The following is a 25,041-nucleotide window of genomic DNA, read 5'->3' on the forward strand; positions in this document are numbered from 1 at the left end:
GTGGGGTGGTCGCGGCCGCGCAGGTCGCGCGGACGGCGGACGGCGGCTCACGGTGCGACCGGGGTCGACGCGACGGGCGTGGCGGACGTCGGCAGGGTGAAGGAACCGGCGGCGGCGGACGCGGCCGAGTCGGCCAGCGTGCCCCGTGCTGCGCGTGCACGGCGGCCCATGACGACGGCCATGGCGACGCCCAGGGCGCTGAACGCGGCCATCAGCCACGAGGCCGCGGCGAGCCCGTCCGACAGGGCGTCCGCCCGGGGCAGACCTGCGGCGGTCCCGTCGGCGATGACGCTCCCGTAGACCGTGGCAGCGAGGGCCGTCGCGACAGCGGCACCCACGTAGCGGGCCATGTTGGAGACGCCGGACGCTGCGCCGACGTCCGTGGCGTCGACCGACGCGGTGGCGGCCGCCGAGGCCGGGCCGTTGGACAGTCCCATGCCGATGGCGACGGCGATGAGGGGAAGGACGAACGCCCCGTAGAGCCAGGAGCCCTCGGCGAAGCCGAGCATCGCGAACCCGCCGGCGGTGATGGCGAAGCCGGCGCCGACCACCTGGCGTCCCCCGAACCGGGCGGCGAGGCGAGGCACGAAGGGCGCGACGAGCACGAGCCCGACCGTGGCAGGCAGCGTCGCCAGGCCGGCCTGCAACGGGCTGAGCCCGAGCGTGCTGGGATCCTGGAAGTACAGGCTGACCAGGTACATCAGGGCGTTGATCGTGCCCGCCCCGATGAGGATCGCGAGCGTGGAGCCGACGAGGATCCGGTTGCGCAGGAGCGCCAGGTCGAGCATCGGCACAGCCACCCGTCGCTCGACGGCGACGAACCCGACCCCTGCTGCGACGGCCAGCGCGAAGCAGCCGAGGGTCGCCAGTGACGTCCAGCCCCACGCGCTGCCCTTGCTCAGCGCGAGGATGAAGGGCGTCAGCGTCAGGGCCACGAGCACGCTCCCGCCGAGGTCGATGGAGCGGGACCGGGCGGTGTCTCGTGACTCCGACACCGTGATGGCCGTCAGGACCATGACGCCGAGGGCGACGACCGCGTCGACCCAGAAGAGCGCGTGCCAGCCGGTGACCTCCACCAGGACACCGCCCAGCAGCGGACCTGCGGCGGCTCCGACGGCGGCGGCGGCACCCCACAGCGAGACGGCCCGGAGCTGTGCGGCACCGGTGTTCGCCACCGACAGCAGGCTGAGCCCGCAGGCCAGGATCGTCGCGCCGGCCGCACCCTGGATCGCGCGCCCCGCAATCACCATGCCGCCCGAGCTCGACAGCGCGATGAGCACGCAGGAGGCGATGAAGAGGAGCAGGCCGATCTGGAAGACCCGCTTTCGTCCGAACACGTCGCCGAGCGACCCGGACGTGACGATCGTCGCCGCGCCCACCAACGAGTACCCGGTGACCGCCCACTGCAGGGTCTCGACCGACATGCCCGTGTCGGCGGAGATGGCGGGCAGCAGGATGCTCACCGCGGAGGTGTTGGCGTTGACGACCAGCGTGGACAGGCACGCGGCGACCAGGACACCGCGTGCTGTCGACCGCCCCGACGATGCTTGGGTCACAAGCGCCGACCCAGGTTCTGCAGGAGGAGTGCCTGCGCGACGATCATCGTCTCGATCTCGGCGGGGTCGACGCTCTCGTCGGACGCGTGGATCCGGGACAGCGCGACGTCCTCGGGGCCCCAGAGGATGAACTCCGCGCGCGGGGCCACCGACTCGAGAGTGCGCAGCAGCGGGATGGAACCGCCGCAGCCGGCCTCGCCGACCGACGTGCCGAAGGCCTCGGTCATGGCCTCGCGTGCTGCGGCGTACGCGGGCCCGTCGGTCGCACAGGTGAACGCCGGGGCGGCCTTGGTGCGCTGGACCTCGACCTTCGCACCCCAGGGGACGTGCGACTCCAGGTGCGTCACCAGGGCGTCGAGCTCCTGCTGCGGGTCCGACCCCGGCACGATGCGCATGGAGATCTTGGCGCTGGCCTGCGGGATGAGCACGTTCGACGAACCGGCGATGCTCGTCATGTCGAGCCCGATCGCGTTCACCGAGGGCCGCGCCCAGAGCCGGGCGCTGATGGGACCCGTCCCGGTGAGGCTGACCCCGTCCAGGACGTCGGCGCTGGCACGCAGGTCGTCGGCGCTCAGGTCCTCGCCCGCCCAGGTGGTGGACGTGACCCCGTCGACGGCCACGTCGCCGGCGTCGTCGTGCAACGTGGCCAGGAGACGGGCGAGCGCCATCATGGCGTCGGGCGCAGGGCCGCCGAAGACCCCGGAGTGCAGCGGGTGCTCGAGCGTGCTGACGGTGACCACGCACGCGACGTCACCGCGCAGCGCGGTGGTCAGGACCGGTTCACCGACGCGCAGGTTGCCCATGTCGCAGATGATGAACAGGTCGCAGTCGAACAGGTCCGGGTGCGCCTCGACGAAGGCCTCGAGGTTGCTCTCGGTCTCCTCCATCCCCTCCAGGATCAGCTTGACCGTGCACGGGGGCTTCCCGTCGAAGACGCCCAGGGTGCCGAGGTGGATGATCAGGCCACCGATGTCGTCGGCAGCCCCCCGCCCGTAGATCCGTCCGTCGTCCTTGCGCGTGGCCGTCCACGGGTCGCTGGTCCAACCCTGCTCGGCCGGGGCCGGCTGGACGTCGTAGTGCGCGTAGAGCACCACCACCGGCGAGCCCTCGGGTCCGTCGATCTGCCCGTAGATGGGGGAGTACCCGGTCGGCACGTCCATGAGGCGCGCGTCCGCGAAGCCGGCCGCCTGGAACAGTCGGAGCGTCTCCTCGCCCATCCGCTGCACGGGCTCGGCGGGGTAGCCGGGGAACGCGACGGACGGGATGGCGACGAGCGTGCCCAGGTCCTCGAGGAGGCCCGGCATCAGGTCGGCCGTCTTGCCCGCGATCTGTTCCTTGGTCTGCACGACGTGCTCCGTTCTCTGCTCGACACCGCGTGGATGCCTAACTGCGAGGTCAGAAGAAGACGGCCCCGATGACCGAGCCGACGATGATCGTCGTGACCGAGAGCACGAGCATCGGGATGAAGAAGCTGTGGTCGATCAGCTTGGTGCCCAGCTTCGTCGTGCCCGTGAGGTCGAAGTTCGCGGCGGCGATCTGCGTGCCGTTGGCCGGGAGGGTGTAGACGCCGCCCAGCGCACCGGCCCACATGCCGGTCACGACACCGGGTGGCAGGCCGACAGCGAGACCGATCGGCACCATGGTCCGCGTGGCCGTCGACTGGCTGGTGGTGAGCGCGGCGACGAGGAACACGGCGAGCGCGAAGAGGAACCGCCAGTCGGTGACCCAGGCCCCGACCGTGCTGATGATGAACTCCTCGTGCGCGGCGATGAACGTGGCCGTGAGCCAGGCGATGCCGAAGAGGGCGATCGCCGAGATCATGCCGGCCTTGAACACCGACTGGTCCGGCACCGTCCTCACGTCCGGCCGCCCGACGAACAGGATGATGACGCCCACGACGAACATCACCAGGACGATGGTGTTGGTCATGTCGAGCGACACCGTGCCCACGTCGGGGACCTCGAACGAGGGGCGCAGCCCGGGGAACAGGCCGAGGATCACGATCGCGACGACCCCCGCGAAGAACACGAGCGCGGAGTTGCGGCCGGCACGCGTGTAGGTGAGCTGCGCGGAGGCGGGTGCCGGCTCGGCGACCCCCGACGGACCGGTGACGTCCGGACCGAGGCCCGCGCTGCCGGACGACACCGCTCCGGCGGGGACCCCGACGGCCACGGCCGGGGGCGCGACGAGCTCCCCGGACGCGATCTTGGCCTGGACCTCGGGGTCGTCGTCCAGGTCCTTCCACATCCGGTTGACCACGAGGGACGTGACGATGATGCCGACCACGCACGCCGGGATCGTGATGGCGAGGATCTGGGTCAGCCCCAGGTTGTACGGCTCGACGTCCGTCAACGTCAGCATCGCGGCCATCGCCGCGGAGACGGGCGAGGCCGCGAGCGCGATGCCCGACTGCACCACGGTGACGGTCAGCGGGCGGGACGGTCGGATGTGGTTCTTGTAGGAGACGTCGTAGATCACCGGGAGCAGCGGATAGATGATGTTGCTGGTCCCGGCGCCCACGGAGAACGCGAAGGCGGTCAGGGGTGCGATGAGGGTGATCTGCTTCGGACGCCGCTCGATGACCCGCGCCGCGACGCTGACCATCCAGTCGATCCCTCCGGCGGCCTGCATCAGGGCGGCGCTCGTGACGACGGCGAGGATGATCGCCATCGCGGCGGCGGGGGGCTCGCCCGGTGCCTCGCCGAAGACGAAGACGAGGACGAACGTGCCGAGGCCGCCCCAGAGCCCGACGCCGACACCGCCGGCCCGGGTGCCCATCACGATGGCGCCGAGCACCACCAGGGCCTCGAGTACGAAGCTCACGCTCATGCCGAATCCTCCGTTCCAGTCCTCAGCGCGGTCATCCGGTGGTGCACTGCGTGTCGAGCGACTCCGCCAGGGCCGCGAAGGCGTCCCGCACGTCGTCGACCGCCGCCGAGACCAGCGGCGCAGCGGGATCCTGAGCCTCCGAGCCCGCCGCGAGCTGGAGGTCGTCGACCGCGGTGCGGAGTCGGGAGGCGGCGGCGTCGAGGCGGTCCTCGGAGAGCGCCTCGAGCTGGTTGAGCTGCGCCTTCGCGGCGACGGCCTTGGCCGCCACGCTCGCGGACCCGCCCTCGGTCTGCGCCAGCTCGCGCAGGTCGTCGACGGTGGCGGTGAGCGCGGCGTAGCTCACGCACGGGTCCTGGTCGGCGGGGTCGGCGCACGCGGCGAGCGTCCCGCCGGCGACCACGACGAGAGCGATCCAGGCGACGGGCCGCCTCATCGGGGGGCTCCGGTGACGATGGCCAGCAGCACCCGGCAGGCGAGGACCATGTCGTCGATGGCGATGTGCTCGCTGGTCGCGTGCTCGTCGACCATCCCGGTCGGCAGCGCCACGCACGGGATGCCCTTGGCGTTGAAGAAGTTGCCGTCGGTCCCGCCGCCGGACTTGCGGGGCACCACGTCGAGCCCGACCGAGCGGATCGCTGCGGCCGCCTCCCGGTAGGGCACGGCGTCCTCGGCGATCTTGTAGGTCTGGTAGATGGTCTCGACGCCGAAGTCGACCGTCGCGTCGTGGCGATCGGCGGCCAGCTGGCACGCGTAGCGCATGGCCTGGAGCTGGCGGTCGAGCTTGCCCTGGTCGTGGCTGCGGGCCATCCCCTCGAGGACGGCCGTGCCGGGCACGATGTTGCGTGCCTCCCCGCCCGTGAACGTCCCGATGTTCGCGACCGTCTCCTCGTCGATCCGCCCCAGCGGCATCCCCGCGACCGCCTCGGCGGCCACCTGCACGGCATTGATGCCCTTCTCCGGCTCGACGCCGGCATGGGCCTTCCTGCCGACGAAGGTGATCGTCAGGTACACCGACGTGGGCGACCAGTAGGTGATCGAGCCCATGACTCCGGCGGTGTCCAGCACGAACCCGTGGCTCGCCTCCAGCAGCTCCACGTCGAGCTGCCGGGAGCCGACCAGTCCGCGTTCCTCGCCCACGGTGACGACGAACTCGATCGTCGGCACGGTCTCGTCGGGGTGCTCGCGCAGGAGCGTCAGGACCTCGAGGCACCCGGCGATCCCGGACTTGTCGTCGGCACCGAGGATCGTCGAGCCGTCGGTCCGGATGGTGCCGTCGGCCCCCACGATCGGCACGATGCCGCGATCGGTCCCCGCGGTGTCCATGTGCGTCGACACGAGGATCGTGCGGGCGGGGTCACCGGCCCGGACGGCGACGAGGTTCCCGACACGGTCGCGCCGCACCGCGCAGCCCAGGTCCGTGAAGCGGGCTTCCAGGTCGAGCCCGATCGCCTCTTCCTGACCGGTGGGGCTGTCGATCGCGACCAGGTCCAGGAAGGTGCGCAGGAGTCGCTCCCGATCGACGCCGTGCTGCAGCACCGTAGACATAGCGCGAGGATGGCAGCCGCCCGGGTAGGTGGTCCCCATCCTCGACCGGGTGGGGAGGACGGTGGACGCGCCGAGGACGTCGATGCTGGTCATCGACCGACATGTCCGCAATGATCGAGTTCGAGCGATTGCTCGTGCTGGTCAAGGGGGGGTCCCGTGACGCGCAGCGGATCGGGCGGGCACGACCCCGCCGACGCAGCGACCTCGTTCTATGGGTCGCGGCTCCATGCTCCGCCCACCCCGGCCCGCTACCTGCGCCGGCCCCGCCTGGTCGATCTCCTCGACCAGGCCACCTCCGCGCCGATCACCGTCGTGGTCGCGCCGGCGGGGTCGGGCAAGACGTCGTTGCTCGCCGACTGGCTCTCGTCGGCCGCCGTCCCGACCGCGTGGGTGTCCGTCGACGAGACGGACCGGGACGGCGGGCAGCTCTGGGCGGGCGTCACCGTCGCGCTGGGGGAGCTCGTCGACGGGCTGACGACCGGTGCGCGCGGCGCACGTCGTCCCGGCACGCCCGCCGCGGCGGTGGCCGTCCTCCTCTCCGGGCTGGAGCACGCGGACCATCCCGACTCCGCCGTGCTGATCATCGACGACGTCCACCTGGTCGACGACGACGACGGCATCGTCCGGTCGATGGCGCTCTTCCTGACGTCCGTCCCCTCGTGGCTCCACGTCGTGCTGCTGTCGCGCCGGACGCCGAAGCTGCCCATCGACCGGCTCCGCGTCCGCGGGCAGCTCTCGGAGGTCCAGTTCGCCGAGCTGCGGTTCTCTCCCGAGGAGGCCGAGTGCATGCTCGCCCGCTTGGACGCCTCCCTCGCGCAGGACGAGGTCGGCGAGGTGGTCGATCGAGCCGGGGGCTGGGCCGCGGGTCTCCAGCTCTCGGCGCTCGCGTCGCGGTCCGACAGGGCGCAGCCCGCGGCCATGCCTCGCGCCGACACGCGCGGGCTCCTCTTCGCCGACTATGTCTGGCGCGAGGTGCTGGGCGCCGAGCGTCCCGACGTCGTCCAGGTCCTCCTCGACACGTGCGTCGCCAAGCGGACCGACGCCTCCCTGGCCACCGCGCTCACCGGGCGCAGCGATGCCGGCGAGCTCCTCCTGGAGGCCGAGGCGCGCGGCCTGTTCGTCACCAGGCTCGGCCCGTCGGGGTGGTTCGAGGTGCACGCCGTGGTCCGGGACGAGCTCCTCGCCGAGGCGACTCGCCGCTCGCCGCAGCGGGTGGCAGCCCAGCACGCGCGCGCCGCCCGGTGGTTCGAGGATGCCGGCGAGGTGGCCACTGCCCTCGAGCACTGGATCCTCGCCGGCCGGCCGCGCGACGCACTGCGGCTGCTCGCCGGCCGCGTCGAGGGTCTCTACGACTCGGGGCGCGAGGCGACGATCGCACGCACGCTCGCCCTGATCCCGCTCAACCTCGCCTCGACGGACCTGCAGGCCCTGATCGAGTTCGCCTGGTGCCACCTGCTCGTCGACAAGCGCCGCTTCCTCGAGACGGTCCGGGCCGGCGCGGCCCGGGAGCGCCCCGACGGGGAGAACCGCACGCAGACCGGGCGGCTGACGATGCTGCAGTCCGTCGCCGCCACGGTGACGGGCGACTGGAGCAGGAGCCGCGAGCTGACGACGGAGTCGATGGCGCTGCTGGGGGAGGACCTCCGCACCGACGAGCTGGGGCGGTTCGGCTGGAACCTGCTCGCGCGCGAGGCGGCGCTCAGCGAACGCTGGGACGACGACTCCGGGCAGCTGGAGCAGATCCGCCTGGAGCTCGGTACGGACCCGGAGCGTCGGCTCAGGTACGAGGGCATCCATGCGCTGGGCGAGGCGCTCGCGGGACGTCCGCTGGACGCGCTGCGCATCGCCGCCGGCGTCCGGGACGTCGTCGCGGTGGGCTCGATGACCATCCTGTCCGCCGAGCTGGGCATCGCCGAGGCGCTCGCCCACCGCGAGCTCGGCGACCGCGCCCGCGCGTTGACCGAGCTGACGTCGGCCTCCCCGCCGTGGCGCGACCCGGTCACGCACGCGCAGTGCCTCGCGATGCTCCAGCTGACGGAGCTGCGGCTCGACGACGGTGACGTCGCCGCTGCCGACGAGTGCTTCGAGCTCGCCCACGAGTTCGTGCGCAGCGAGTTCGCCGGACCGGGCGGGCTGATGTGGTTGGCGCGGACGGGGACCGTCCTGTGCCTCGCCGCCGGCCGGATCGCGGAGGCCCAGAACTGGGCCGAGCGTGTGGACGACCCCTTCTGGGGTGGGGTGGGGCTGGCTCGCGTGCGGCTCGCAGAGGGTGGTCGGGCCGAGGCGGAGGCCCTGCTCGAGGCGGTGGTGCCACGCTGCCCGCGCCACGAGGTGGTGCGTGACCTGCTGCGCGCCCGGGCCGCGGGATCCCGTCCGCTCGCCCTGGAGCGGGCCGCCCGCGCGATCGGGCTGGCGACCGGCGTCGGGCTGGTGCAGACGGTCGCATCCGAGGGCGCTGAGATCCTCGAGCTGCTCGAGGTCCAGGCCGTGGTGGCTCCGCAGGCGTGGCTCGACCGGGTGCGACGGGCCGCCTCACCTCACGCGACGACGTCCGTGGTGGACCCCAGCCCGCCGGGGGAGCACCTCACGGAGCGCGAGATCGGGGTGCTGCGGATGCTGCCGAGCCGGCTCACGCTGCCCGAGATCGCCGACGAGCTGTACATCAGCGTGAACACGCTGAAGTTCCACCTCCGGGTCATCTACCGCAAGCTGGGTGTCGGCTCGCGGCTCGAGGCGGCCGAGGTCGCCCGTCACCTCCACAGCGAGAGCCGAGCGCGGGTGAGCGGGGGCGTGCACCAGCGCTGACGGGTCGCGATCACCCCGTGCAGGGTGGTGTCAGCCCACCTTGCCCGCCCGGACGATGACACGGTGATCCCCTCTCCTTCGCCCAGGACGAGCCGATGAGTGACGCGGCCGGCCGGCGCCCGGTGCACGAGGCACCCGACGCCGACCTGGTCGAGTACCTCGTGATCGTGGTCCCCGACCTCGGGTCGCTGGACCGACTGGTCCCCGCTCTCGGAGAGCTGGTCGAGGCCTCGGCGATCCGGATCATCGATCTCGTCTGCGTCACCAGGAGCGCGCACGGTGGCGGGTTGACGGTGCTCGAGCTCGAGGACGTGGAGAGCCTGTCGGGTCTGCGCGACGTCGAAGGTCAGGTCGGGGGGCTGCTCAGCGCCCACGACATCGCGACCGCGTCGCTCGCGGTCGGTCCTGGCTCGTCCGCGGTGGTCCTCCTGATCGAGGGTCGCTGGGCGGCGCGTCTCTCGGCGGCGGCCAGGCTCGCCGGTGGGCGCATCGTGGGGGGCGAGCGGATCGCCCGGCGGCGCGTCGAGGCGGCGCTGGCGCCCGACACGTCCTCGCGCGGGACGGACCGGTGATCGCGCATGCACCGAGTACCCGGCTCGCGCACGGAGCACCCCGACCTGCTCAACCGCACCCGGCCGGCGAACCCGCCGGAGGACCCGTGGGCGGCCCTGCTCGTCGATCCGGCCGCCCAGCTGGCCGAGCTCGCCGACCTGGTCGAGCGCGGTCTGGCCACCCCCGACGAGTTCGAGCGGCAGCGCAGGAAGGTCTTCGGCGACAGTGAACGGCTCGACCACCCGTACCACGACCACGACGAGTGAGAGGTTCGACCATGAGTGAGCACCGCAGCGGGTTTGCCGTCGGCGTGACGGTCTTCGCCGCGACGATGTTGATGGTGACCGGCGTCTTCCAGGCCATCCAGGGGCTGGTGGCGATCTTCGACGACTCCTTCTACGTCGTCGGCCAGGAGTGGATCTTCTCCTTCGACGTCACGACGTGGGGCTGGATCCACCTGATCGTGGGCATCCTCGTGGCCGCGGCCGGCATCTTCGTCCTCGGCGGGGCGGTGTGGGCCCGCACCATCGGCGTGGCCGTGGCGGTCTTCAGCGCAGTGGTCAACTTCGCGTGGCTCCCGTACTACCCCGTGTGGGCGGCCGTGATCATCGCGATCGACGTCTTCGTGATCTGGGCGCTGACGGTCCACGGCCGTGACGTCGTCAGCTGAGCGCGGGCGCGCGACCCGTCTGGCGCGCGTCGGGGCACTGGTCGGGGCCGCGTGCCTCGTGGCGGTGGCGAGCGGGTGCACCGCCGAGTCGCCGGTTGCTGCGGCCCAGCAGAACGTCGCCGAGAAGCAGGAGGCACTGGCCGACGCCCAGGCGGACGCGGCCGAGGCCTCGGCGCAGTTCTGCACCGCGAGCGCCACGTACCTCACCGCGCTCGACCGGTACGGCGACGTGCTCCACGACACGGCGCCGACCGTGGGCGACGTCAAGGATGCCGGCAGCGACCTCACCAAGCCGGCGGAGAAGACCCGGGACGCGGCCCAGGACGCGGTCGACGCGCGCGAGGCCGTCGCCACCGCCGAGGGCGAGCTCGCCGACGCGCAGGACACGCTCGCGACCGCCCAGGCCGTGGCCGCCAACCAGCCACCCCCGACGCCGACCGAGGACCCGCCGAGCAGCGAGCCGTCGCAGCCTCCGGCGACGGTGCTCCGCGTCCAGCAGGCCGAGACCGAGTTCGAGACCGCGCAGGCGGGCATCACGGACCAGACCCCGCTGAGGGAGGCCGCGGAGCAGTTCAACGCCGCGGCGGTCGCCCTGGAGATGGCCTGGCTCCAGCTCGTCGCCCAGTCCGGGTGCCTCTCGGACGACCAGCGGGCCGAGGCCGCGGCCGCGGCGAGCGCCTACACCGCCGCGCTCCAGCAGTCGTTGGCGGCGATCGGCTACTACGCCGGAGCGGTCGACGGCATCTACGGACCCGAGACGGCGGCGGCGGTCGCGGCGTTGCAGGAGGCGAACGGGCTGCCGCAGACCGGCACCATGGACAGGGCGACGGATGCGGCGCTGCAGTCTGCGCTGGATGCCAAGGGTGGCGCCGCGGCCGACGAGTCGCTGGCGTCGACGGCCGCCCTCCAGCAGACGCTCAAGCTCGTGGGCTACTGGGACGGTCCCGTGGACGGCAGGTGGACCGACGAGCTCACCGCTGCGCTCGGTGCTGCGCAGACGACCCTCGGTGTCCCGGTGACGGGGACGGTCGACGCTGCCACGGTCGCGGCGTTCCAGGCCGCACTCGCGACCGCCCGAGCGCCGGAGCCACCGGCCGAGACGCCGGAGCCGACGGAGTCGGCGACCGACTGACGCGGCCCGCGGCCGGGATCACGTGGCGGCGGGATCCCGGCCCGGGTCGACGGTCGCGGGGGCGAACCGGTGGGCGAGCTCCTCGGACCCGTGCGCGAGGAGCGTCACGTCGGCACCGACGAGCACGAAGGAGGCGCCGGCGTCCGTGTACGAGCGCGCCAGGGTCGGGTCGAACGCGTTGACCCCGACCGGCGTGCCCGCAGCACGCACGGCCTCGAACGTCCGGTGGACCGCGGCGACGACGTCCCGGTGGCTCTGCTGGCCGAGCAGCCCCATCGAGGCGGCGAGGTCGGACGGCCCGACGAACACGCCGTCGACGCCGTCCACCGCCGCGATCGCTCCGGCGGCTGCCACACCCTCGATCGTCTCGATCTGCACGAACAACGACACGTGCTGGTCGGCGTCGTCGAGGTACCCGTCGACCCGGTTCCACCGGGCCGAACGGGAGAGCGCCGAGCCGACGCCCCGCCGGCCGCGCGGCGGGTAGCGCACGGCCTCGACCGCCGCCTGCGCGTCCTGCGCCGACGACACCATGGGCACGAGCAGGTTCTGCGCCCCGAGGTCCAGGACTTGCTTGATGGTGACGACGTCGCCGACCGGGACCCGCACGACCGGGGTCACCGGGTAGGCGGCGACCGCCTGGAGCTGCGCGAGCACGGACTCCAGCCCGTTCGGCGAGTGCTCCATGTCGACGAGCAGCCACTCCAGCCCGGAGCCCGCGCAGATCTCGGCGACGAGCGGGCTGCCCGTGCACACCCACATGCCCGCGAGCGGCCGCTGGGCCGTCCCGAGCGCGTCACGGAACGTCGGCATCAGACGAAGCGGCATGTGATCGTCCCCAGGTCGCGGTAGTCGGCCAGCACGGTGTCGCCCGGCTGCACCCAGATCGGTCGGGTGAACGAGCCCGCGAGCACGAGGTCGCCGGCCTCGAGCCGGTCACCGTGCTGGGCCAGCTTGTTCGCCAGCCAGGCCACCCCCAGAGCAGGGTGGCCGAGCACCGCTCCCGCGACGCCGGACTCCTCGATGGTCTCGTTCCGGTGCAGCATCGCAGCCACCCAGCGCAGGTCCACGTCGTCGGGCCTGACCGGGGTGCCCCCGAGGACCATCGCACCCATCGCGGCGTTGTCGCTGATCGTGTCGACGATCGTCCGGCCGGCGAGCTCGATGCGCGAGGACAGGATCTCCAGCGCAGGAACCACGTACTCGGTGGCCCGCAGGGCGTCGAAGATCGTCGCGTCGGGCCCGTCGAGGGGCTCCGCCAGCCGGAACGCCAGCTCGACCTCGATGCGGACGTTCGAGAACCGGCCGTGCTCGATCACCGAGCCGTTCTCGTAGACCATGTCGGCGAAGATCGCCCCGTAGTCGGGCTCGTCGATGCCGGTCGCCGCCTGCATGACCTTCGACGTCAGACCGATCTTGCGGCCGACGGGTCGCCGCCCGGCGGCCACCGCCCGCCGGCGCCACTCGCCCTGCACCGCGTATGCGTCGTCGACCGTCATGCCGGGGTGGCGCGCCGTGAGAAGCGGGATGGTGGTCCGGTCCCGCTCGGCGCCGGCCAGCTCGTCGGCGATCGCTGCGATCGTCTCGGTCGGCAGGCCGGTCACAGCTGGTGCCCCAGCTTGTACTCGCCCTGCTTCCAGCTCGGGAGCTCGTCGGGAGCGTCCCCCTTGCGGGTGTACGAGAACCCGTCCGCCCCGATCGTCACCGCCATCTCGCTCGTGTCCGTGCGGGCGACGACCGGCTGCGGGTTGCCGTCCAGGTCGAGCACCAGGGACGCCTCGGTGTACCAGGACGGGACGACCGGGTTGCCCCACCAGTCGCGGCGCTGGTTGTCGTGGACGTCCCAGGTGACCACCGGGTTGTCCGGGTCTCCCGTGTAGTAGTCCTGCGTGTAGATCTCGATCCGGTGCCCGTCGGGGTCGCGCAGGTACAGGTAGAACGCGTTGGACACGCCGTGCCGGCCGGGGCCGCGCTCGATGCGGTCCGACATCCGCAGCGCGCCGAGCTTGTCGCAGATCGCCAGGATGTTGTGCTTCTCGTGGGTCGCGAAGGCGACGTGGTGCATCCGCGGACCGTTCCCGCCGGTCATCGCCGTGTCGTGGACCGTGGGCTTGCGGCGCATCCACGCGGCATAGGTGGTCCCCGCCTCGTCCTGGATGTCCTCGGTCACCCGGAACCCGAGGTCCTCCATGTACCGCACGGCACGCGGGACGTCGGGGGTGACCTGGTTGAAGTGGTCGAGGCGCACGAGGGTGCCCGGCGTGTAGAGGTCGTAGCGCCACGCGAGCCGCTCGACGTGCTGGACCTCGTGGAAGAACTCGTACGGGAACCCGAGAGGGTCCTGCACCCGGACCGAGTCCCCGACGCCCGTCGCGAAGCCGTCTGCCCGCCGCTCGACCCGGCACCCGAGCTCGCGGTAGAACGCGACCGCCTTGTCGAGGTCCCCGGGGGAGCGGACCCGGTAGGAGAGCGCGGCGGCCGCCGCCACCGGACCCCTGCGCAGGACGAGGTTGTGGTGGATGAACTCCTCGTAGGTGCGCAGGGAGATCGTCTCCGCGTCCTCCTCGGTCACGACCAGCCCGAGGACGTCGGCGTAGAAGTGCCGTGACGCGGCGAGGTCGGTGACGACGAGCTCCATGGACGCGGCGCGCAGGATGTCCGGCGGCGGGGACGACGGAGTCGGGATCGGGTCGGCTGCCCGGATCGGGTCCTCGACGGTCACGACGGGCTCGGGCCCGTCGGGGGTCAGCGGCGTCGTGCTCACGTCAGTGTCCTTTGCCGAAGGTCGGGTGGTGCGCCTCGCCGAGCGTGACGTGCACGGCCTGCTGGTGCGTGTAGAAGTCGATCGAGCGGTACCCGCCCTCGTGCCCGAGGCCGGAGGCCTTGACGCCCCCGAACGGGGTGCGCAGGTCACGGACGTTGTTGCTGTTGAGCCAGACCATGCCCGACTCGACCGCCTGGGCGAAGGTGTGCGCCCGCCGCAGGTCGTTGGTCCACACATAGGCCGCGAGCCCGTACTTCACGCCGTTCGCCAGCGCGAGCGCCTCCTCGTCGGTGTCGAACGGCGTGATCGCGACGACCGGGCCGAAGATCTCCTCCTGGAAGATCCGGGCGTCCGCCGGGACGTCGGCGAAGACGGTCGGGGCCACGTAGTTGCCGGTCGGGAAGCCCTCAGGTCGCCCGCCCCCGGCGACGAGACGGGCCTCGGTCCTGCCGAGCTCGATGTAGCCCATGACCTTCTCGTAGTGCTCCGGGTGCACGAGCGCACCGACCTCGGTCGCCGCCTCGTGCGGGGGCCCGACGACGATCCGCTCCGCCTGGGCGGCGTAGCGCTCGACGAACTCGTCGTAGATCTCGCGCTGGACCAGGATCCGGCTGCCCGCCGTGCACCGCTCGCCGTTGAGCGAGAACACCCCGAAAATCGTCGCGTCGATCGCGGCCTCGAGGTCGGCGTCGGCGAAGACCACGGCGGGGGACTTGCCCCCGAGCTCCATCGAGAGGCCCTTCAGGTGCGTCGCCGCGTTCGCGAAGATGAGCTGCCCGGTCCGGCTCTCGCCGGTGAACGAGATGAGGGGGACGTCCGGGTGCTTGACCAGCGCGTCGCCGGCCTCCTCGCCGATCCCGTGCACGAGGTTGAACACGCCGACGGGCAGTCCGGCCTCCTCGAAGATCCCGGCCCACAGCGAGGCGGACAGGGGCGTGAACTCGGCGGGCTTGAGCACCACCGTGTTCCCCGTGGCCAGCGCGGGGCCGAGCTTCCACGACTCGAGCATGAACGGGGTGTTCCAGGGCGTGATGAGCCCGGCGACGCCGATCGGCTTGCGGTTGACGTAGTTGATCTGCCGGCCGGGCACCTTGTAGGCGTCGTCGGTCTGGGCGACCACCAGGTCGGCGAAGAAGCGGAAGTTCTCGGCGGCCCGACGCGCCTGGCCGAGTGCCTGCGTGATCGGCAGGCCCGAGTCGAAGCTCTCGAGCTCGGCGAGCCGGGCGTCGCGCGACTCGACGATGTCGGCGACGCGGTGCAGGACCCGCGACCGCTCCCGCGGCAGCATCCGCGGCCACGGCCCCTCCTCGAACGCCCGACGCGCTGCCGCGACGGCCCGGTCGACGTCCGCCTCCTTGCCGGCCGCGGCGTGCAGGTACGTCTCGTTCGACACCGGGTCGAGGACCTCGAACGTCGCGCCGTCGGCGGAGTCGACGTGCTCGCCGCCGATGTAGTGCCGGAGGCGTTCGGGGAGGTCGGTGGGCATGGGGTGTGCCTCTCAGAGTGAGGTCGTGACGCCGTCGGGGTGCTCGTGGCTGAGGTAGGCGGCGAGCGTGGCGGACCGGTGCCCGCGGGCCGCTCGCTCGATGTCGGGCAGGGGTGCGCCGGTCTCGATCAGGTCGAGGAGCACCTCGTGCTCCCGCACCGACTCCTGCGCACGGCCGGGCACGAAGCTGAAGGTCGAGTCGCGCAGGTGGCCGAGCCGGGTCCACTCCGCGTCGACCAGGGCTCGCATGCGGGGGTTGGGACAGGCGGCGAAGAGCACCGCGTGGAAGCTGTGGTTCACCGCGGTGAACCGGTGCGGGTCGAAGTCGTCGAGCGACTCGACGAGGCGGCGGTTGAGGTCGCGTGCCTGCCGGAGGTCGTCATCGGTCAGGTGCCTGGCCGCGAGCGCGGTGGCGGCCCCCTCGAGGATGGCCAGCGCCTCCATGCTGTGCCGGTACTGGGTGTCGTCGATCATCGACACGCGCGCCCCGACGTTCCGCTCGAACGTCACCAGCCCCTCGGCCTCGAGCCGGCGGATGGCCTCGCGCACCGGCACGACGCTCATCCCCAGCTGGTCGGCGATGGACCCGAGCACCAGGCGGTACCCCGGGGTGAGCTCCTCGCTCGCGATCCGCTCCTTGAGCCAGTGGTAGGCGAGCTGCGACTTGCTGCGCTCCGCCGCCTCGCTCATCTGCTCGCGCGCCATGCGTCGAACCTCGCTCTCCACCGCGCGTCCATCGGGAAGAGCCCGTCCACGGGGTGACCGGCGGCCACCTGCCCGGCGATCCAGCTGTCCTCCTCCTCCTGGGCCAGGGCGGCGTCGACGACCTCCTCGACGAGCGCGGGCGGGATGACGACCACGCCGTCGCCGTCGCCGACGAGGATGTCGCCGGGCTCGACGGTGGTCCCACCGCACGCGACGGCGACGTCGACGTCCCACGGCACGTGCCGGCGGCCGAGGACGGCAGGGTGGGCGCCCGCCGAGTAGACGGGGATGCCGACGGCGGCGACGGCGGCGTAGTCACGGACGCCGCCGTCGGTGACGATGCCGGCCGCGCCCCGCGCGTGGGCGCGCAGGGCGAGGATGTCGCCGAGCGTGCCGGACCCGGTCTCACCGCGTGCCTCGACGACGAGGACCTCGCCCTCGCCGACTGCGTCGAACGCGCGCTTCTGGGCGTTGTGGCCACCGCCGTGGCGGGCGACCAGGTCCTCGCGGCCGGGCAGGAACCGCACGGTGCGCGCGGTGCCGACGAGCTTGGCACCGGGGTGCATCGGCCGGACCCCGTCGATCGTCACCTCGTCCAGGCCGCGCTTGCGCAGCTGGGCGCTGAGCGCGGCGACCGGCGCCTGCATGAGCTTCTCGCGCAGCGCGGGGGGGAGGCCTTCCGGCGCCAGCCCGGCGGCAGCCCGTGAGCCCCACGCCTCCGCGCGCTGGACGTCGTCGACGGCGGGCAGGGACCCGAGGGCGTCGTCGAACCCGTGCGCGCCCTGGGTGACGGTCGTGACGAGCCGTCCGGAGGTGGGGCCACCGGCCACGTCGACCTCGACCTCGACGACGTCCCCGGGCACGACGACGGACGAGCCGGCCGGGGTGCCCGCGAGGATGACGTCGCCGGGTTCGAGCGTGAGGTGCTGGGAGAGGTCGGCCACGAGCTGGGCCAGGGGGAAGAGGAGCCCGGCGGTCGTGTCGTCCTGACGGAGCTCGCCGTTGACCCAGGCCCGCAGCCGGAGCGCGCCCGGGTCGACCGTGCGGGCGTCGAGGAGGCCGGGTCCGATCGGGGTGAAGCCGTCGCCGCCCTTGGACCGGACGTTGGAGCCCTTGTCGTTCGCGCGCAGGTCGTACAGCCCGAGATCGTTCGCCGCCGTGACCCACGCGACGTGGTCCCACGCCCGGGCCAGGGGCACACGCCGGGCGGCGGTGCCGATGACGAGCGCGATCTCGCCCTCGAAGGCGAGCAGCTCGGTGCCGAGCGGACGCTCGACGGTGCCGCCGGAGGGCGCGACGGAGCTGGAGGGCTTGAAGAAGTACGACGGGTGCGCAGGGCGGCGGCCGCGCTGGTCGGCGCGCGACGCGTAGCTGAGGTGGACCGCCACGATCTTGCCCGGCCGTCCGGGCAGGGCGGAGAACCTGCGGTCCGTGCTGTCGTCGGTCATGAGCTCCCTTGCCGGTCGTGGAGAGGTCCTGCGTCGTCAGCCGCTCGCCCGGGAGATCTCCTCCCAGAAGGGTGCGACCACCGTGCCGGACACCCGCAGGTCGAGGAGCAGGAACGGGCGGTCGGTCTCCGGGCGGGTGCGCCAGTGCGTCAGCGCGTCGAGGTCCTCGACCGTCCGGACGGCCACGCCCTGCGCGCCGAGCGCGGTGGCCACGCCGGCGAAGTCGACGTCGGGGATGAGCATCGGCTCGCGCGCCAGCCCCTTGCGCCCGTAGAGGTGCATCTCCGCGCTGTACGCCCCGTCGTTCCACACCACCGCGATCCCGCGGCCGCCCGCCACGCGCACCGCCGACTCGAGGTCGGACAGGGCCATCAGCCCGCCGCCGTCGCCGGTGGTCAGGACCACCGTGGCCTCGGGCCGGGCGAGCGCCGCGCCCACCACGCTGGGGAATCCGAGCCCGATGGCCTGGAACGCGGTGCCCACCATCACCATCCGGTCGGGTGCGGCCACGGGCCAGTACATGTTCGACCAGCCCAGGAAGTGCCCGCCGTCGGACACGACCACGCGGTCCTCCGGGAGCAGCTCGGCGAGGCGGGCTGCCGCGGTGCGCGGGTCGAGCCGGCCGTCTGCGGCGGTGCCGTCCCCGGGCTCCTGCCGTCGTGCGGCCGCGAGGTCGACGGACTCGCGCCACCCGCTGGGTGTGGCTCCGTCGAGCTCCTTGAGGATCGCCTCGGTGACGACCGCCGCGTCACCCCGGACGTAGCCCCCGACGTGCGGGTGCGTCGCCGCGGGCGCGACGTCGACCTGGAAGACGCGGCACCCGGGGGCGAACAGGTCGCCGAACCGCATCGTGAACTGGTTGAGGGAGGCGCCGACGACCACCGCGACGTCGGCCTCACGGACGAGCTCCATCGCCCCCTGGGCCCCGAACCCGCCGGAGACGCCGAGGTCGAACTCGGGCCGGGGGAAGACCCCTCGACCGAGCGCGGTCGTCGTGGTCAGCGCGCCGGTCGCGTCGGCGAGTGCGCCCAGCGCCTCGCCCGCACCGGCCTCCCAGGCGCCGCGTCCCGCGAGGAGCAGCGGCCGCCGTGCGGCGGACAGGGCAGTCGCGATCTCCCGCACGACACCGTCGGCGAACGCCCCGCGCACGGCGAGCGGCGGGGGCAGGCGCGGGGTCGGCGTCTCGGGCACCGGGCCCGTGTCCAGGGTCGCGACGTCGTAGGGGATCGCGAGCACGGTCGGCACCCGGTAGGTCAGCGCGTGCTCGACGGCGATGACGGTGGTGGCGGCGGCGTCCGTGCGGCCCACCGTGTAGGTCCGGGCGCCGACGGCCGAGGCCATCGCGATCTGGTCGACGTCCCAGGGTCGCGGTCCGGACGTCGGCTCGTCCCCGACGACGAGGACGAGCGGCACGTGGGCCTGCACCGCCTCGGCCAGGGCGGTGAGGGTGTTGGTGAACCCGGCGCCGTACGTCGTCGTCGCCGCGGCGAGCCGGCCGGAGGACCGGTGGAAGGCGTCAGCGGCGACGACGGCGCCCGCCTCGTGCCGCACCGCGACGAAGCGGGCGTCGGTCTGGCACGTCAGGGCGTCGAGGAAGTACGCGTTGCCGTTGCCCATGACCCCGAAGACGTGGTCGACGTGGGCGGCGAGCGTGACCGCGACGTGCGCGGAAACCGTCGGCATGGGTCAAGGCCTTTCGGGCCGGGGCGACCGCGTCGTTGCGGCGTGGAAGGGATAATATACGATCCGTCACACCTCGACACCGGCGTCAGGGGAGCGAGTCCCATGCAGTTCCACCACCACGGCTACGTCTCCGGCGACCCGCGGGTCCAGCCCGCCGCCGGCGTGGGCCTCGACCGGCCCGACGAGCTCCCCGACGAGGTGGACGTCCTCATCGTCGGCGCCGGCCCGGCGGGGATGATCGCGGCCGCGCAGCTCTCCCACTTCCCCGACGTCGTCACCCGGATCGTCGACCGCCGCGACGGCCGGCTCGCGATCGGGCAGGCGGACGGCATCCAGGCGCGCAGCGTCGAGACGTTCCAGGCGTTCGGGTTCGCCGGCCGGATCGCCGAGGAGGCCTACCGCATCACCGAGATGTGCTTCTGGCACCCGGACCCGGCGGAGCCGTCGCGGATCGTGCGCGGCGAACGGCCGCCCGATGACCCGCACGGCATCAGCGAGTTCCCGCACCTCATCGTCAACCAGGCACGGGTGCTCGACTACTTCGCCGAGTACATGGCGAACTCCCCGAGCCGGATGGCGCCGGACTACGGCTACGAGTTCCGCGGTCTCGAGCGGTCCGACGACCACGTCACCGTCACGCTGGTGCGGACCGCGGGCGAGCGGGCCGGGCAGGAGAAGGTGGTGCGGGCCAAGTACGTCCTGGGCGCCGACGGTGCCCGGAGCGGGGTGCGGTCCGCGATCGGCTGCACCATGCAGGGGAACTCGGCGTTCCACGCGTGGGGCGTCATGGACGTCCTCGCCGTCACCGACTTCCCGGACATCCGCCTGAAGTGCGCGATCCAGTCGGGTGCGGGGGGCAGCATCCTGCTCATCCCGCGCGAGGGCGGTCACCTGTTCCGCATGTACGTCGACCTGGGTGAGATCGACCCCGACTCCCACCACGAGGTACGCAGCACGACGATCGAGCAGATCATCGCGCGGGCGCAGGCGATCCTGCAGCCCTACATGCTCGACGTGCGGCACGTCGCCTGGCACAGCGTGTACGAGGTGGGGCACCGGCTGACCGACCGGTTCGACGACGTGCCCGTCGCGGAGATCGGCACGCGCACACCGCGCGTCTTCATCGCCGGTGACGCGTGCCACACCCACAGCGCCAAGGCCGGCCAGGGCATGAACGTCTCGATGCAGGACGGCTTCAACCTCGCGTGGAAGCTCGGGTACGTGCTCTCGGGCCGGAGCCCGGAGAGCCTGCTCGCCACGTACTCCGCCGAGCGCCAGGTGGTCGCGCAGAACCTCATCGACTTCGACAAGGAGTGGTCCACGCTCATGGCGAAGACGCCCGAGGAGCTGGGGGACCCCGGCCGGCTCGCCGAGTTCTACGTGCGCACCACCGAGTTCCTCTTCGGGTTCATGACGCAGTACGCGCCGTCGATGGTCGTCGCCGAGCCCACCCACCAGGCGCTCGCCACGGGGTTCCCGGTCGGCAAGCGGTTCAAGTCCGCACCCGTCGTCCGGGTCGCCGACGCGAACCCGTTGCACCTCGGGCACCAGCACCGGGCCGACGGCCGCTGGCGCGTCTACGTGTTCGCCGACCGCGGCGCCGACGCGCTCACCACCTGGGCCACGTGGATGGTCGGTTCACCGGTGAGCGGGGACGTCGTCGACCTCAAGGTCGTCTACCAGCAGCGGCACGTCGATGTCGACGTCGCGGCCGTGCCGCAGGTCTTCCTGCCCCGCACCGGGCCGTTCGAGCTCGTCGACTACGAGAGGGTGTTCGCCACGCACCCGGACGACGACATCTTCGAGCTGCGGGGCGTCGACCGTGCCGGGTGCGTCGTCGTCGTCCGGCCGGACCAGTACGTCGCGGCCGTCCTGCCGCTCCATGCCACGGACGAGCTCTCGGCGTTCTTCGCGCAGCACCTGCTCGAGTCGAGCACGCAGCCGGTCGGCTAGGCGGCGCCGCGCGCGAGCCGGGCCGGTGTCTCGTCGTCGAACTCGGCGAAGAACCCGCCCACCCGGTCCGTGAGCTCGCCCATGCCGTCGCAGGCGAACAGGATCGGCTGGTAGTGGCTGATGTCGTACGCCAGCGTGGCCATCTGGTGGAAGTCGACGGGCCGGATGTCGGCGCCCCGGAACTCCTCGATCTCGCCGTACGACGACAGCAGCCCGGCACCGTACGCGCGGAGCTCGCCGTGCTCGTACATCACCCCGAACTCGATGGTGAACCAGAAGACGTCCGCCACGTACTGCAGCCCCTCGGGCGTCTCGCACCGTCGCGCGGCCTCGCCGGCGCGCCGCTTGACCTCGGCGATCGCGGGGTTGGCGAGCAGGTTGCAGTGGCCGACGACCTCGTGGATGACGTCCGGCTCGGGCGTGTACAGCGGCTGCGACGGGTGGCGCAGGTACTGGGTGGAGTGGAACACCCCGTCGGCGAGCGACCCGTAGAACACGTCGAGCGGCACCAGACCGGCCGCCGGGTGCAGCCGGAACCCGCTCAGCGGATCGAGGCCGGCGCTGACCTCGTCGAGCTGGGGCACGTGGTCGGTCGGCAGCGCGAGGGCTTCCTTGCCCTCGAGATAGCCGCGGATCGCGAGCCGCTCGTGCTTCGGCGCGAGCTCGCGGCACACCGTGCGCCAGATCTCGTTCTCGGAGTCGGTGTACTGCACGCGTGGCACAGGGTCGCCGGGCTGCCACCCCAGTGCAGGACCAGCGATCTCCTCGCGGCGACGGCGGTACTCCGGGTCGTTCGCACCGGGGTGGTCGTCCGCCAGGTGCACGGTGACCTTGCCGTCCTCGTCGGCGGTGACGGGGGCGTAGAGCTGTCCTTCTTCGAACATGCGACCCGTTCTACGCCGAAAGCGCGTTCCGCGCATCCCCCGGTCCGGCAGCCTGGATCGACCAGGCTGCCGGACCGCGGTCACCGCGTCAGAGGAACCACTGCTGGTTCGCGCCCCCGTGGCAGTCCCACAGGTTCACGCGCTGCCCGTCGTGCACGGGCGTGCCGCCGACGGCGTCGAGGCAGCGACCCGACTGCGGGTTCTTCAGCGCACGCGTCGCGGAGTCGTAGGTCCACTTCTGGGCGCCGGTGCCGTTGCACGTCCACAGCTGCACGACGCTCCCGTTGGCGGTCCCGCCGCCGCTGACGTCAAGGCACTTGCCGAGCGCCCGGACGGTGCCGTCGGACCCGCGGGTCCACTGCTGGGCGGCGTTGCCGTTGCAGCCGACGACCTGGATCGGGTTGCCGTCGTGCGTCTGCGCCCAGGGGACGTCCAGGCACAGGGTGTTCGCGACGCGGATGGTGCCGGTGCCCGTCGGGAGGGAGCCGCCGCCCCCGCCGCCACCGGAGCCCGAGCCGTTGTCGTAGACGCGGACGTAGTCGACCTTCATCTGCTGCGGGAGCTGGGTCGTCCCGTCGGGGTAGCCGGGCCACTGGCCGCCGACGGCGACGTTGAGGATGAGGAAGTACGCCTTGTCGAACACCCACGCGTTGCCGCCGACGCTGGCCCTCGTCACCTGGTGGAAGACGTTGCCGTCGACGGACCACGTGATCGAGCCGGGCTTCCAGTCCACGGCGAAGGTGTGGAAGGTGTCCGCGAACGACCAGTTCTGCGGGTGCTGGTACACGCCGGTGATGCCGCTGCCGCCCGAGTAGCCGGGGCCGTGCACCGTGCCGTAGATGCGATGCGGCTCCTTGCCGATGTTCTCCATGATGTCGATCTCGCCCGACGAGGGCCACGACGTCTGGGGGAAGTCGGCGCCGAGCATCCAGAACGCCGGCCAGATGCCCTGACCGCGGGGGATCTGCATGCGGGCCTCGACGCGGCCGTACGTCAGCTCGACCTTGTTGTTGCTCTGCAGCCGCGCGGACGTGTACGACCCGTCGCCCTCGCGCCGGGCGGTGATGACGAGGTTGCCCTGCCCGTCGAGCGCGGAGTTGTTGCGGGACGTCGTGTAGTTCTGCAGCTCGGCGTTGCCCCAGCCGCCGGCACCGGTGTCGTAGCTCCAGACGGCGGAGTCGGGGGCGCTGCCGGCGGAGCCGTTGAACTCCTGCGACCAGATGACGTCGCCGATCGCGGCCTCTGCGGGTGCAGCCGTCGAGGCGACGAGCCCGGCGGCGACGAGAGCGGCGGCGCCGAGTGCCGCGGCGAGCCCTCGTGCTCGGTGGGTGGCGGTGCGTGGGCGTACGGGATGCATCGTTGCCTCCTGGAACCGGTCGTCGATCGGACGGGCCGTGGTCGGCATCGCCCGATGACACGTGTCACTACGCTGCGCACGGCGAGGGGGCGACTTGTCCGATTTGGGCCGACAGTAACGACAACTCTTACTGACCTGCAAGTAAGTGTGACGGACGGTCACCCGAACGTGGTGTCAAGGTCGGCGTCCGGAATGTCGAAGTCAGCAGATGGCCTTCGGTCCCACGCAGAACTACGACGACGCGAGTCTCGGGGTCTGGAAAGGCCGGCCGATCCTGGCGGGGGCCATCCGGACGCTGATCGCCGCCGTTCCCGTCGTCCTCTCGATCGGGCTGGGCCTGGCTGCCGTGCACTGGTTCCCGCCGCGCCGGCTCGGGGTCAACCCGTGGATCTGGATGCTCGTCGAGATCTGCTGCGCGACGGTGGTCCTGGTGCTCGCGTCGCGGTTGGGCCGCAGGTTCCTGCCGTTGACGACGTTGCTGCGCCTCACGCTGTACTTCCCGGACCGTGCGCCGTCCCGGCTCGCCGTGGCCATGAGCCACTACTCGCCGAACGCGCTCCAGGCGAGGCTGGTCGCCCTCCGGCACCCCCGCGAGCTGCGTCCCGACGACGAGCACGCCGCGCGCATCCTGGGCCTCGTCGCGGCCATCAGTGATCACGACCAGCTCACCCGCGGTCACAGCGAGCGGGTCCAGGCCTACTCGGCGCTGATCGGCAAGGAGCTGGGTCTCTCGGGCCAGGACGCCGCCAAGCTGAGCTGGGCCGCGCTCTTGCACGACATCGGCAAGCTGAGCGTTCCCGCGAGTCTCCTGAGCAAGCCGGGTGAGCCCACGACGAAGGAGTGGGACGTCCTGGCGGGCCATCCCGAGGCCGGCATGGAGATCGTCCAGCCGCTCGGTGAGTGGCTCGGCCCGTGGCTGGACGTGATCGGCCAGCACCACGAGCGCTGGGACGGTGCCGGCTACCCCGCCGGGTTGGCGGGTGAGGCCATCAACAGGGGTGCGCGCATCGTTGCTGTCGCCGACGCATACGACGTGATCACCTCGGCGCGGTCCTACAAGCGCGCGCTGCCCGCGTCGGCTGCCCGCGCAGAGCTGGCGCGGTGCGCAGGTGAGCAGTTCGACCCGCAGGTCGTCCGGGCCTTCCTCGCCATCGGGCTCGGCAGCCTGCGCCGCGTCGCCGGACCTCTGAGCGTTCTCTCGGTCCTGCCCGGCCTGCCCTCCTTCGCCACCGACCTGCCGTCCGTCGTGCAGAGGGTCACCACCGCGGGCGCGCTCAAGAGCACCGGAGCGATCGGCCTCATGCTGTCGGTGTCCACAGCGACCGCCGCGGGGATCGCGCTCGCCGACGTCCCGCTCTCGCCCGAGTCGGCCACCTCCGTCCCTGGCGGCGACGTGTCCACAGGGACACCTCGCTCCGGCGACGGCAGGGGCGGGGCTGCGCCCACCTCACCAGGCTCAACGAACGCGCCCGAGACCACACCGCCGCCGGCGTCGATCGAGTCGGCACCGCCCCTCCCGGTGCCGGCCCCGTCCACGGCCCTTCCACCGATCGCCACGCCGCCGCCCACCCAGGACCCCGAGGACTCAGCAACGAAGGCGAAGAAGGTGAAGAAGGAGAAGAAGGCGAAGGAGGACGAGCGGTCCTGACCGCGTCGGGAGCTGCTGCCTGGG

General features: G+C 72.3%; 21 protein-coding genes. 7 read left to right on the forward strand and 14 right to left on the reverse strand.

Translation table 11 applies throughout. The features are described from left to right. Positions 1–47 precede the first annotated feature (47 nt). The 5 genes from ASD18_RS16105 to ASD18_RS16125 are packed head-to-tail and all read right to left on the reverse strand — an operon-like array spanning position 48 to position 5,930. Positions 48–1,556: an MFS transporter gene (locus ASD18_RS16105; RefSeq protein ID WP_056094367.1), complete on the reverse strand. Its 1,509-nt coding sequence runs from the start codon at positions 1,554–1,556 to the stop codon at positions 48–50. Continuing rightward, positions 1,553–2,902: a M20/M25/M40 family metallo-hydrolase gene (locus tag ASD18_RS16110; protein WP_056094370.1), complete on the reverse strand. Its 1,350-nt coding sequence runs from the start codon at positions 2,900–2,902 to the stop codon at positions 1,553–1,555. The genes ASD18_RS16105 and ASD18_RS16110 overlap by 4 nt, the downstream gene beginning before the upstream one ends. Before the next feature lie 49 nt (positions 2,903–2,951). Continuing rightward, on the reverse strand, positions 2,952–4,385 hold the full coding sequence (locus ASD18_RS16115; protein WP_056094373.1) for an anaerobic C4-dicarboxylate transporter: 1,434 nt from the start codon (positions 4,383–4,385) through the stop codon (positions 2,952–2,954). A gap of 31 nt (positions 4,386–4,416) precedes the next feature. After that, entirely contained in the window at positions 4,417–4,818 is a 402-nt protein-coding gene (locus ASD18_RS16120) for a hypothetical protein (protein ID WP_056094377.1), read from the reverse strand. Continuing rightward, positions 4,815–5,930: a M20/M25/M40 family metallo-hydrolase gene (locus tag ASD18_RS16125; protein WP_057211409.1), complete on the reverse strand. Its 1,116-nt coding sequence runs from the start codon at positions 5,928–5,930 to the stop codon at positions 4,815–4,817. Before ASD18_RS16125 ends, ASD18_RS16120 begins: the two co-directional genes overlap by 4 nt. A gap of 156 nt (positions 5,931–6,086) precedes the next feature. Here ASD18_RS16125 and ASD18_RS16130 point away from each other — a divergent pair, with 156 nt between their 5' ends. The 5 genes from ASD18_RS16130 (at position 6,087) to ASD18_RS16150 (ending at position 11,089) form a co-directional block, all read left to right on the forward strand. Next, positions 6,087–8,735 carry a LuxR C-terminal-related transcriptional regulator gene (locus ASD18_RS16130; RefSeq protein ID WP_056094383.1) on the forward strand — a complete coding sequence of 883 codons (2,649 nt, stop codon included), beginning with the start codon at positions 6,087–6,089 and terminating at the stop codon, positions 8,733–8,735. 95 nt (positions 8,736–8,830) lie between these two features. Then, on the forward strand, positions 8,831–9,307 hold the full coding sequence (locus ASD18_RS16135) for a DUF6325 family protein (RefSeq protein WP_056094386.1): 477 nt from the start codon (positions 8,831–8,833) through the stop codon (positions 9,305–9,307). A gap of 6 nt (positions 9,308–9,313) precedes the next feature. Further along, on the forward strand, positions 9,314–9,553 hold the full coding sequence (locus tag ASD18_RS16140) for an SHOCT domain-containing protein (RefSeq protein WP_056094390.1): 240 nt from the start codon (positions 9,314–9,316) through the stop codon (positions 9,551–9,553). A gap of 11 nt (positions 9,554–9,564) precedes the next feature. After that, positions 9,565–9,957, forward strand: coding sequence for a hypothetical protein (locus ASD18_RS16145; protein ID WP_056094393.1), 393 nt, complete (start codon positions 9,565–9,567; stop codon positions 9,955–9,957). Further along, a complete protein-coding gene (locus ASD18_RS16150; protein WP_082574153.1) occupies positions 9,941–11,089 on the forward strand; it encodes a peptidoglycan-binding protein in 1,149 nt (382 codons plus the stop codon). The genes ASD18_RS16145 and ASD18_RS16150 overlap by 17 nt, the downstream gene beginning before the upstream one ends. A gap of 18 nt (positions 11,090–11,107) precedes the next feature. Here ASD18_RS16150 and ASD18_RS16155 read toward each other — a convergent pair whose 3' ends face one another. The 7 genes from ASD18_RS16155 to ASD18_RS16185 are packed head-to-tail and all read right to left on the reverse strand — an operon-like array spanning position 11,108 to position 19,175. Beyond that, positions 11,108–11,917, reverse strand: coding sequence for an aldolase/citrate lyase family protein (locus ASD18_RS16155; RefSeq protein ID WP_056094396.1), 810 nt, complete (start codon positions 11,915–11,917; stop codon positions 11,108–11,110). Further along, positions 11,902–12,693: a 2-keto-4-pentenoate hydratase gene (locus tag ASD18_RS16160; protein ID WP_235522433.1), complete on the reverse strand. Its 792-nt coding sequence runs from the start codon at positions 12,691–12,693 to the stop codon at positions 11,902–11,904. The genes ASD18_RS16155 and ASD18_RS16160 overlap by 16 nt, the downstream gene beginning before the upstream one ends. Further along, positions 12,690–13,853 carry a 3,4-dihydroxyphenylacetate 2,3-dioxygenase gene (gene hpaD / locus ASD18_RS16165; RefSeq protein WP_056094399.1) on the reverse strand — a complete coding sequence of 388 codons (1,164 nt, stop codon included), beginning with the start codon at positions 13,851–13,853 and terminating at the stop codon, positions 12,690–12,692. The genes ASD18_RS16160 and hpaD overlap by 4 nt, the downstream gene beginning before the upstream one ends. Before the next feature lies 1 nt (position 13,854). Further along, on the reverse strand, positions 13,855–15,339 hold the full coding sequence (hpaE, locus tag ASD18_RS16170) for a 5-carboxymethyl-2-hydroxymuconate semialdehyde dehydrogenase (RefSeq protein WP_056094401.1): 1,485 nt from the start codon (positions 15,337–15,339) through the stop codon (positions 13,855–13,857). A gap of 12 nt (positions 15,340–15,351) precedes the next feature. After that, positions 15,352–16,044, reverse strand: a complete 693-nt coding sequence (locus ASD18_RS16175; protein WP_369817305.1) for a GntR family transcriptional regulator — start codon at positions 16,042–16,044, stop codon at positions 15,352–15,354. Then, a complete protein-coding gene (locus ASD18_RS16180; protein ID WP_056094403.1) occupies positions 16,026–17,492 on the reverse strand; it encodes a fumarylacetoacetate hydrolase family protein in 1,467 nt (488 codons plus the stop codon). Before ASD18_RS16180 ends, ASD18_RS16175 begins: the two co-directional genes overlap by 19 nt. Before the next feature lie 36 nt (positions 17,493–17,528). Next, a complete protein-coding gene (locus tag ASD18_RS16185; protein WP_056094406.1) occupies positions 17,529–19,175 on the reverse strand; it encodes a thiamine pyrophosphate-binding protein in 1,647 nt (548 codons plus the stop codon). A gap of 102 nt (positions 19,176–19,277) precedes the next feature. Between ASD18_RS16185 and ASD18_RS16190 the strand changes: the two genes are divergently transcribed. Then, the gene (locus ASD18_RS16190; RefSeq protein ID WP_056094410.1) at positions 19,278–21,128 is read left to right on the forward strand and encodes an FAD-binding monooxygenase; all 1,851 of its coding nucleotides are present in this window, start codon (positions 19,278–19,280) and stop codon (positions 21,126–21,128) included. Here the strand turns inward: ASD18_RS16190 and ASD18_RS16195 are convergent. Both ASD18_RS16195 and ASD18_RS16200 read right to left on the reverse strand, forming a co-directional pair. Then, positions 21,125–22,012, reverse strand: coding sequence for a phenylalanine 4-monooxygenase (locus tag ASD18_RS16195; RefSeq protein ID WP_056094412.1), 888 nt, complete (start codon positions 22,010–22,012; stop codon positions 21,125–21,127). The two genes, ASD18_RS16190 and ASD18_RS16195, sit on opposite strands and share 4 nt — an antisense overlap. 88 nt (positions 22,013–22,100) lie before the next feature. Next, entirely contained in the window at positions 22,101–23,369 is a 1,269-nt protein-coding gene (locus ASD18_RS16200; protein WP_056095244.1) for a glycoside hydrolase family 16 protein, read from the reverse strand. A 208-nt stretch (positions 23,370–23,577) separates the two neighbouring features. Here ASD18_RS16200 and ASD18_RS16205 point away from each other — a divergent pair, with 208 nt between their 5' ends. Next, positions 23,578–25,017, forward strand: a complete 1,440-nt coding sequence (locus ASD18_RS16205) for an HD-GYP domain-containing protein (RefSeq protein ID WP_056094415.1) — start codon at positions 23,578–23,580, stop codon at positions 25,015–25,017. The last annotated feature ends 24 nt before the right edge of the window (positions 25,018–25,041 follow it).

Source organism: Cellulomonas sp. Root137, from assembly GCF_001426725.1.
Classification (GTDB): Bacteria; Actinomycetota; Actinomycetes; order Actinomycetales; family Cellulomonadaceae; genus Cellulomonas.

Bases quoted from the DNA above. Each gene is read 5' to 3' on its own strand.
- ASD18_RS16190 (WP_056094410.1), top strand. From the start codon at position 19,278: ATGCAGTTCCACCACCACGGCTACGTCTCCGGCGACCCGCGGGTCCAG.
- ASD18_RS16155 (WP_056094396.1), bottom strand. From the start codon at position 11,917: ATGCCGCTTCGTCTGATGCCGACGTTCCGTGACGCGCTCGGGACGGCC.
- ASD18_RS16205 (WP_056094415.1), top strand. From the start codon at position 23,578: ATGGCCTTCGGTCCCACGCAGAACTACGACGACGCGAGTCTCGGGGTC.
- ASD18_RS16200 (WP_056095244.1), bottom strand. From the start codon at position 23,369: ATGCATCCCGTACGCCCACGCACCGCCACCCACCGAGCACGAGGGCTC.
- ASD18_RS16135 (WP_056094386.1), top strand. From the start codon at position 8,831: ATGAGTGACGCGGCCGGCCGGCGCCCGGTGCACGAGGCACCCGACGCC.
- ASD18_RS16145 (WP_056094393.1), top strand. From the start codon at position 9,565: ATGAGTGAGCACCGCAGCGGGTTTGCCGTCGGCGTGACGGTCTTCGCC.
- ASD18_RS16120 (WP_056094377.1), bottom strand. From the start codon at position 4,818: ATGAGGCGGCCCGTCGCCTGGATCGCTCTCGTCGTGGTCGCCGGCGGG.
- ASD18_RS16125 (WP_057211409.1), bottom strand. From the start codon at position 5,930: ATGTCTACGGTGCTGCAGCACGGCGTCGATCGGGAGCGACTCCTGCGC.
- ASD18_RS16180 (WP_056094403.1), bottom strand. From the start codon at position 17,492: ATGACCGACGACAGCACGGACCGCAGGTTCTCCGCCCTGCCCGGACGG.
- hpaE (WP_056094401.1), bottom strand. From the start codon at position 15,339: ATGCCCACCGACCTCCCCGAACGCCTCCGGCACTACATCGGCGGCGAG.
- ASD18_RS16175 (WP_369817305.1), bottom strand. From the start codon at position 16,044: ATGGCGCGCGAGCAGATGAGCGAGGCGGCGGAGCGCAGCAAGTCGCAG.
- ASD18_RS16195 (WP_056094412.1), bottom strand. From the start codon at position 22,012: ATGTTCGAAGAAGGACAGCTCTACGCCCCCGTCACCGCCGACGAGGAC.
- ASD18_RS16185 (WP_056094406.1), bottom strand. From the start codon at position 19,175: ATGCCGACGGTTTCCGCGCACGTCGCGGTCACGCTCGCCGCCCACGTC.
- ASD18_RS16115 (WP_056094373.1), bottom strand. From the start codon at position 4,385: ATGAGCGTGAGCTTCGTACTCGAGGCCCTGGTGGTGCTCGGCGCCATC.
- ASD18_RS16140 (WP_056094390.1), top strand. From the start codon at position 9,314: ATGCACCGAGTACCCGGCTCGCGCACGGAGCACCCCGACCTGCTCAAC.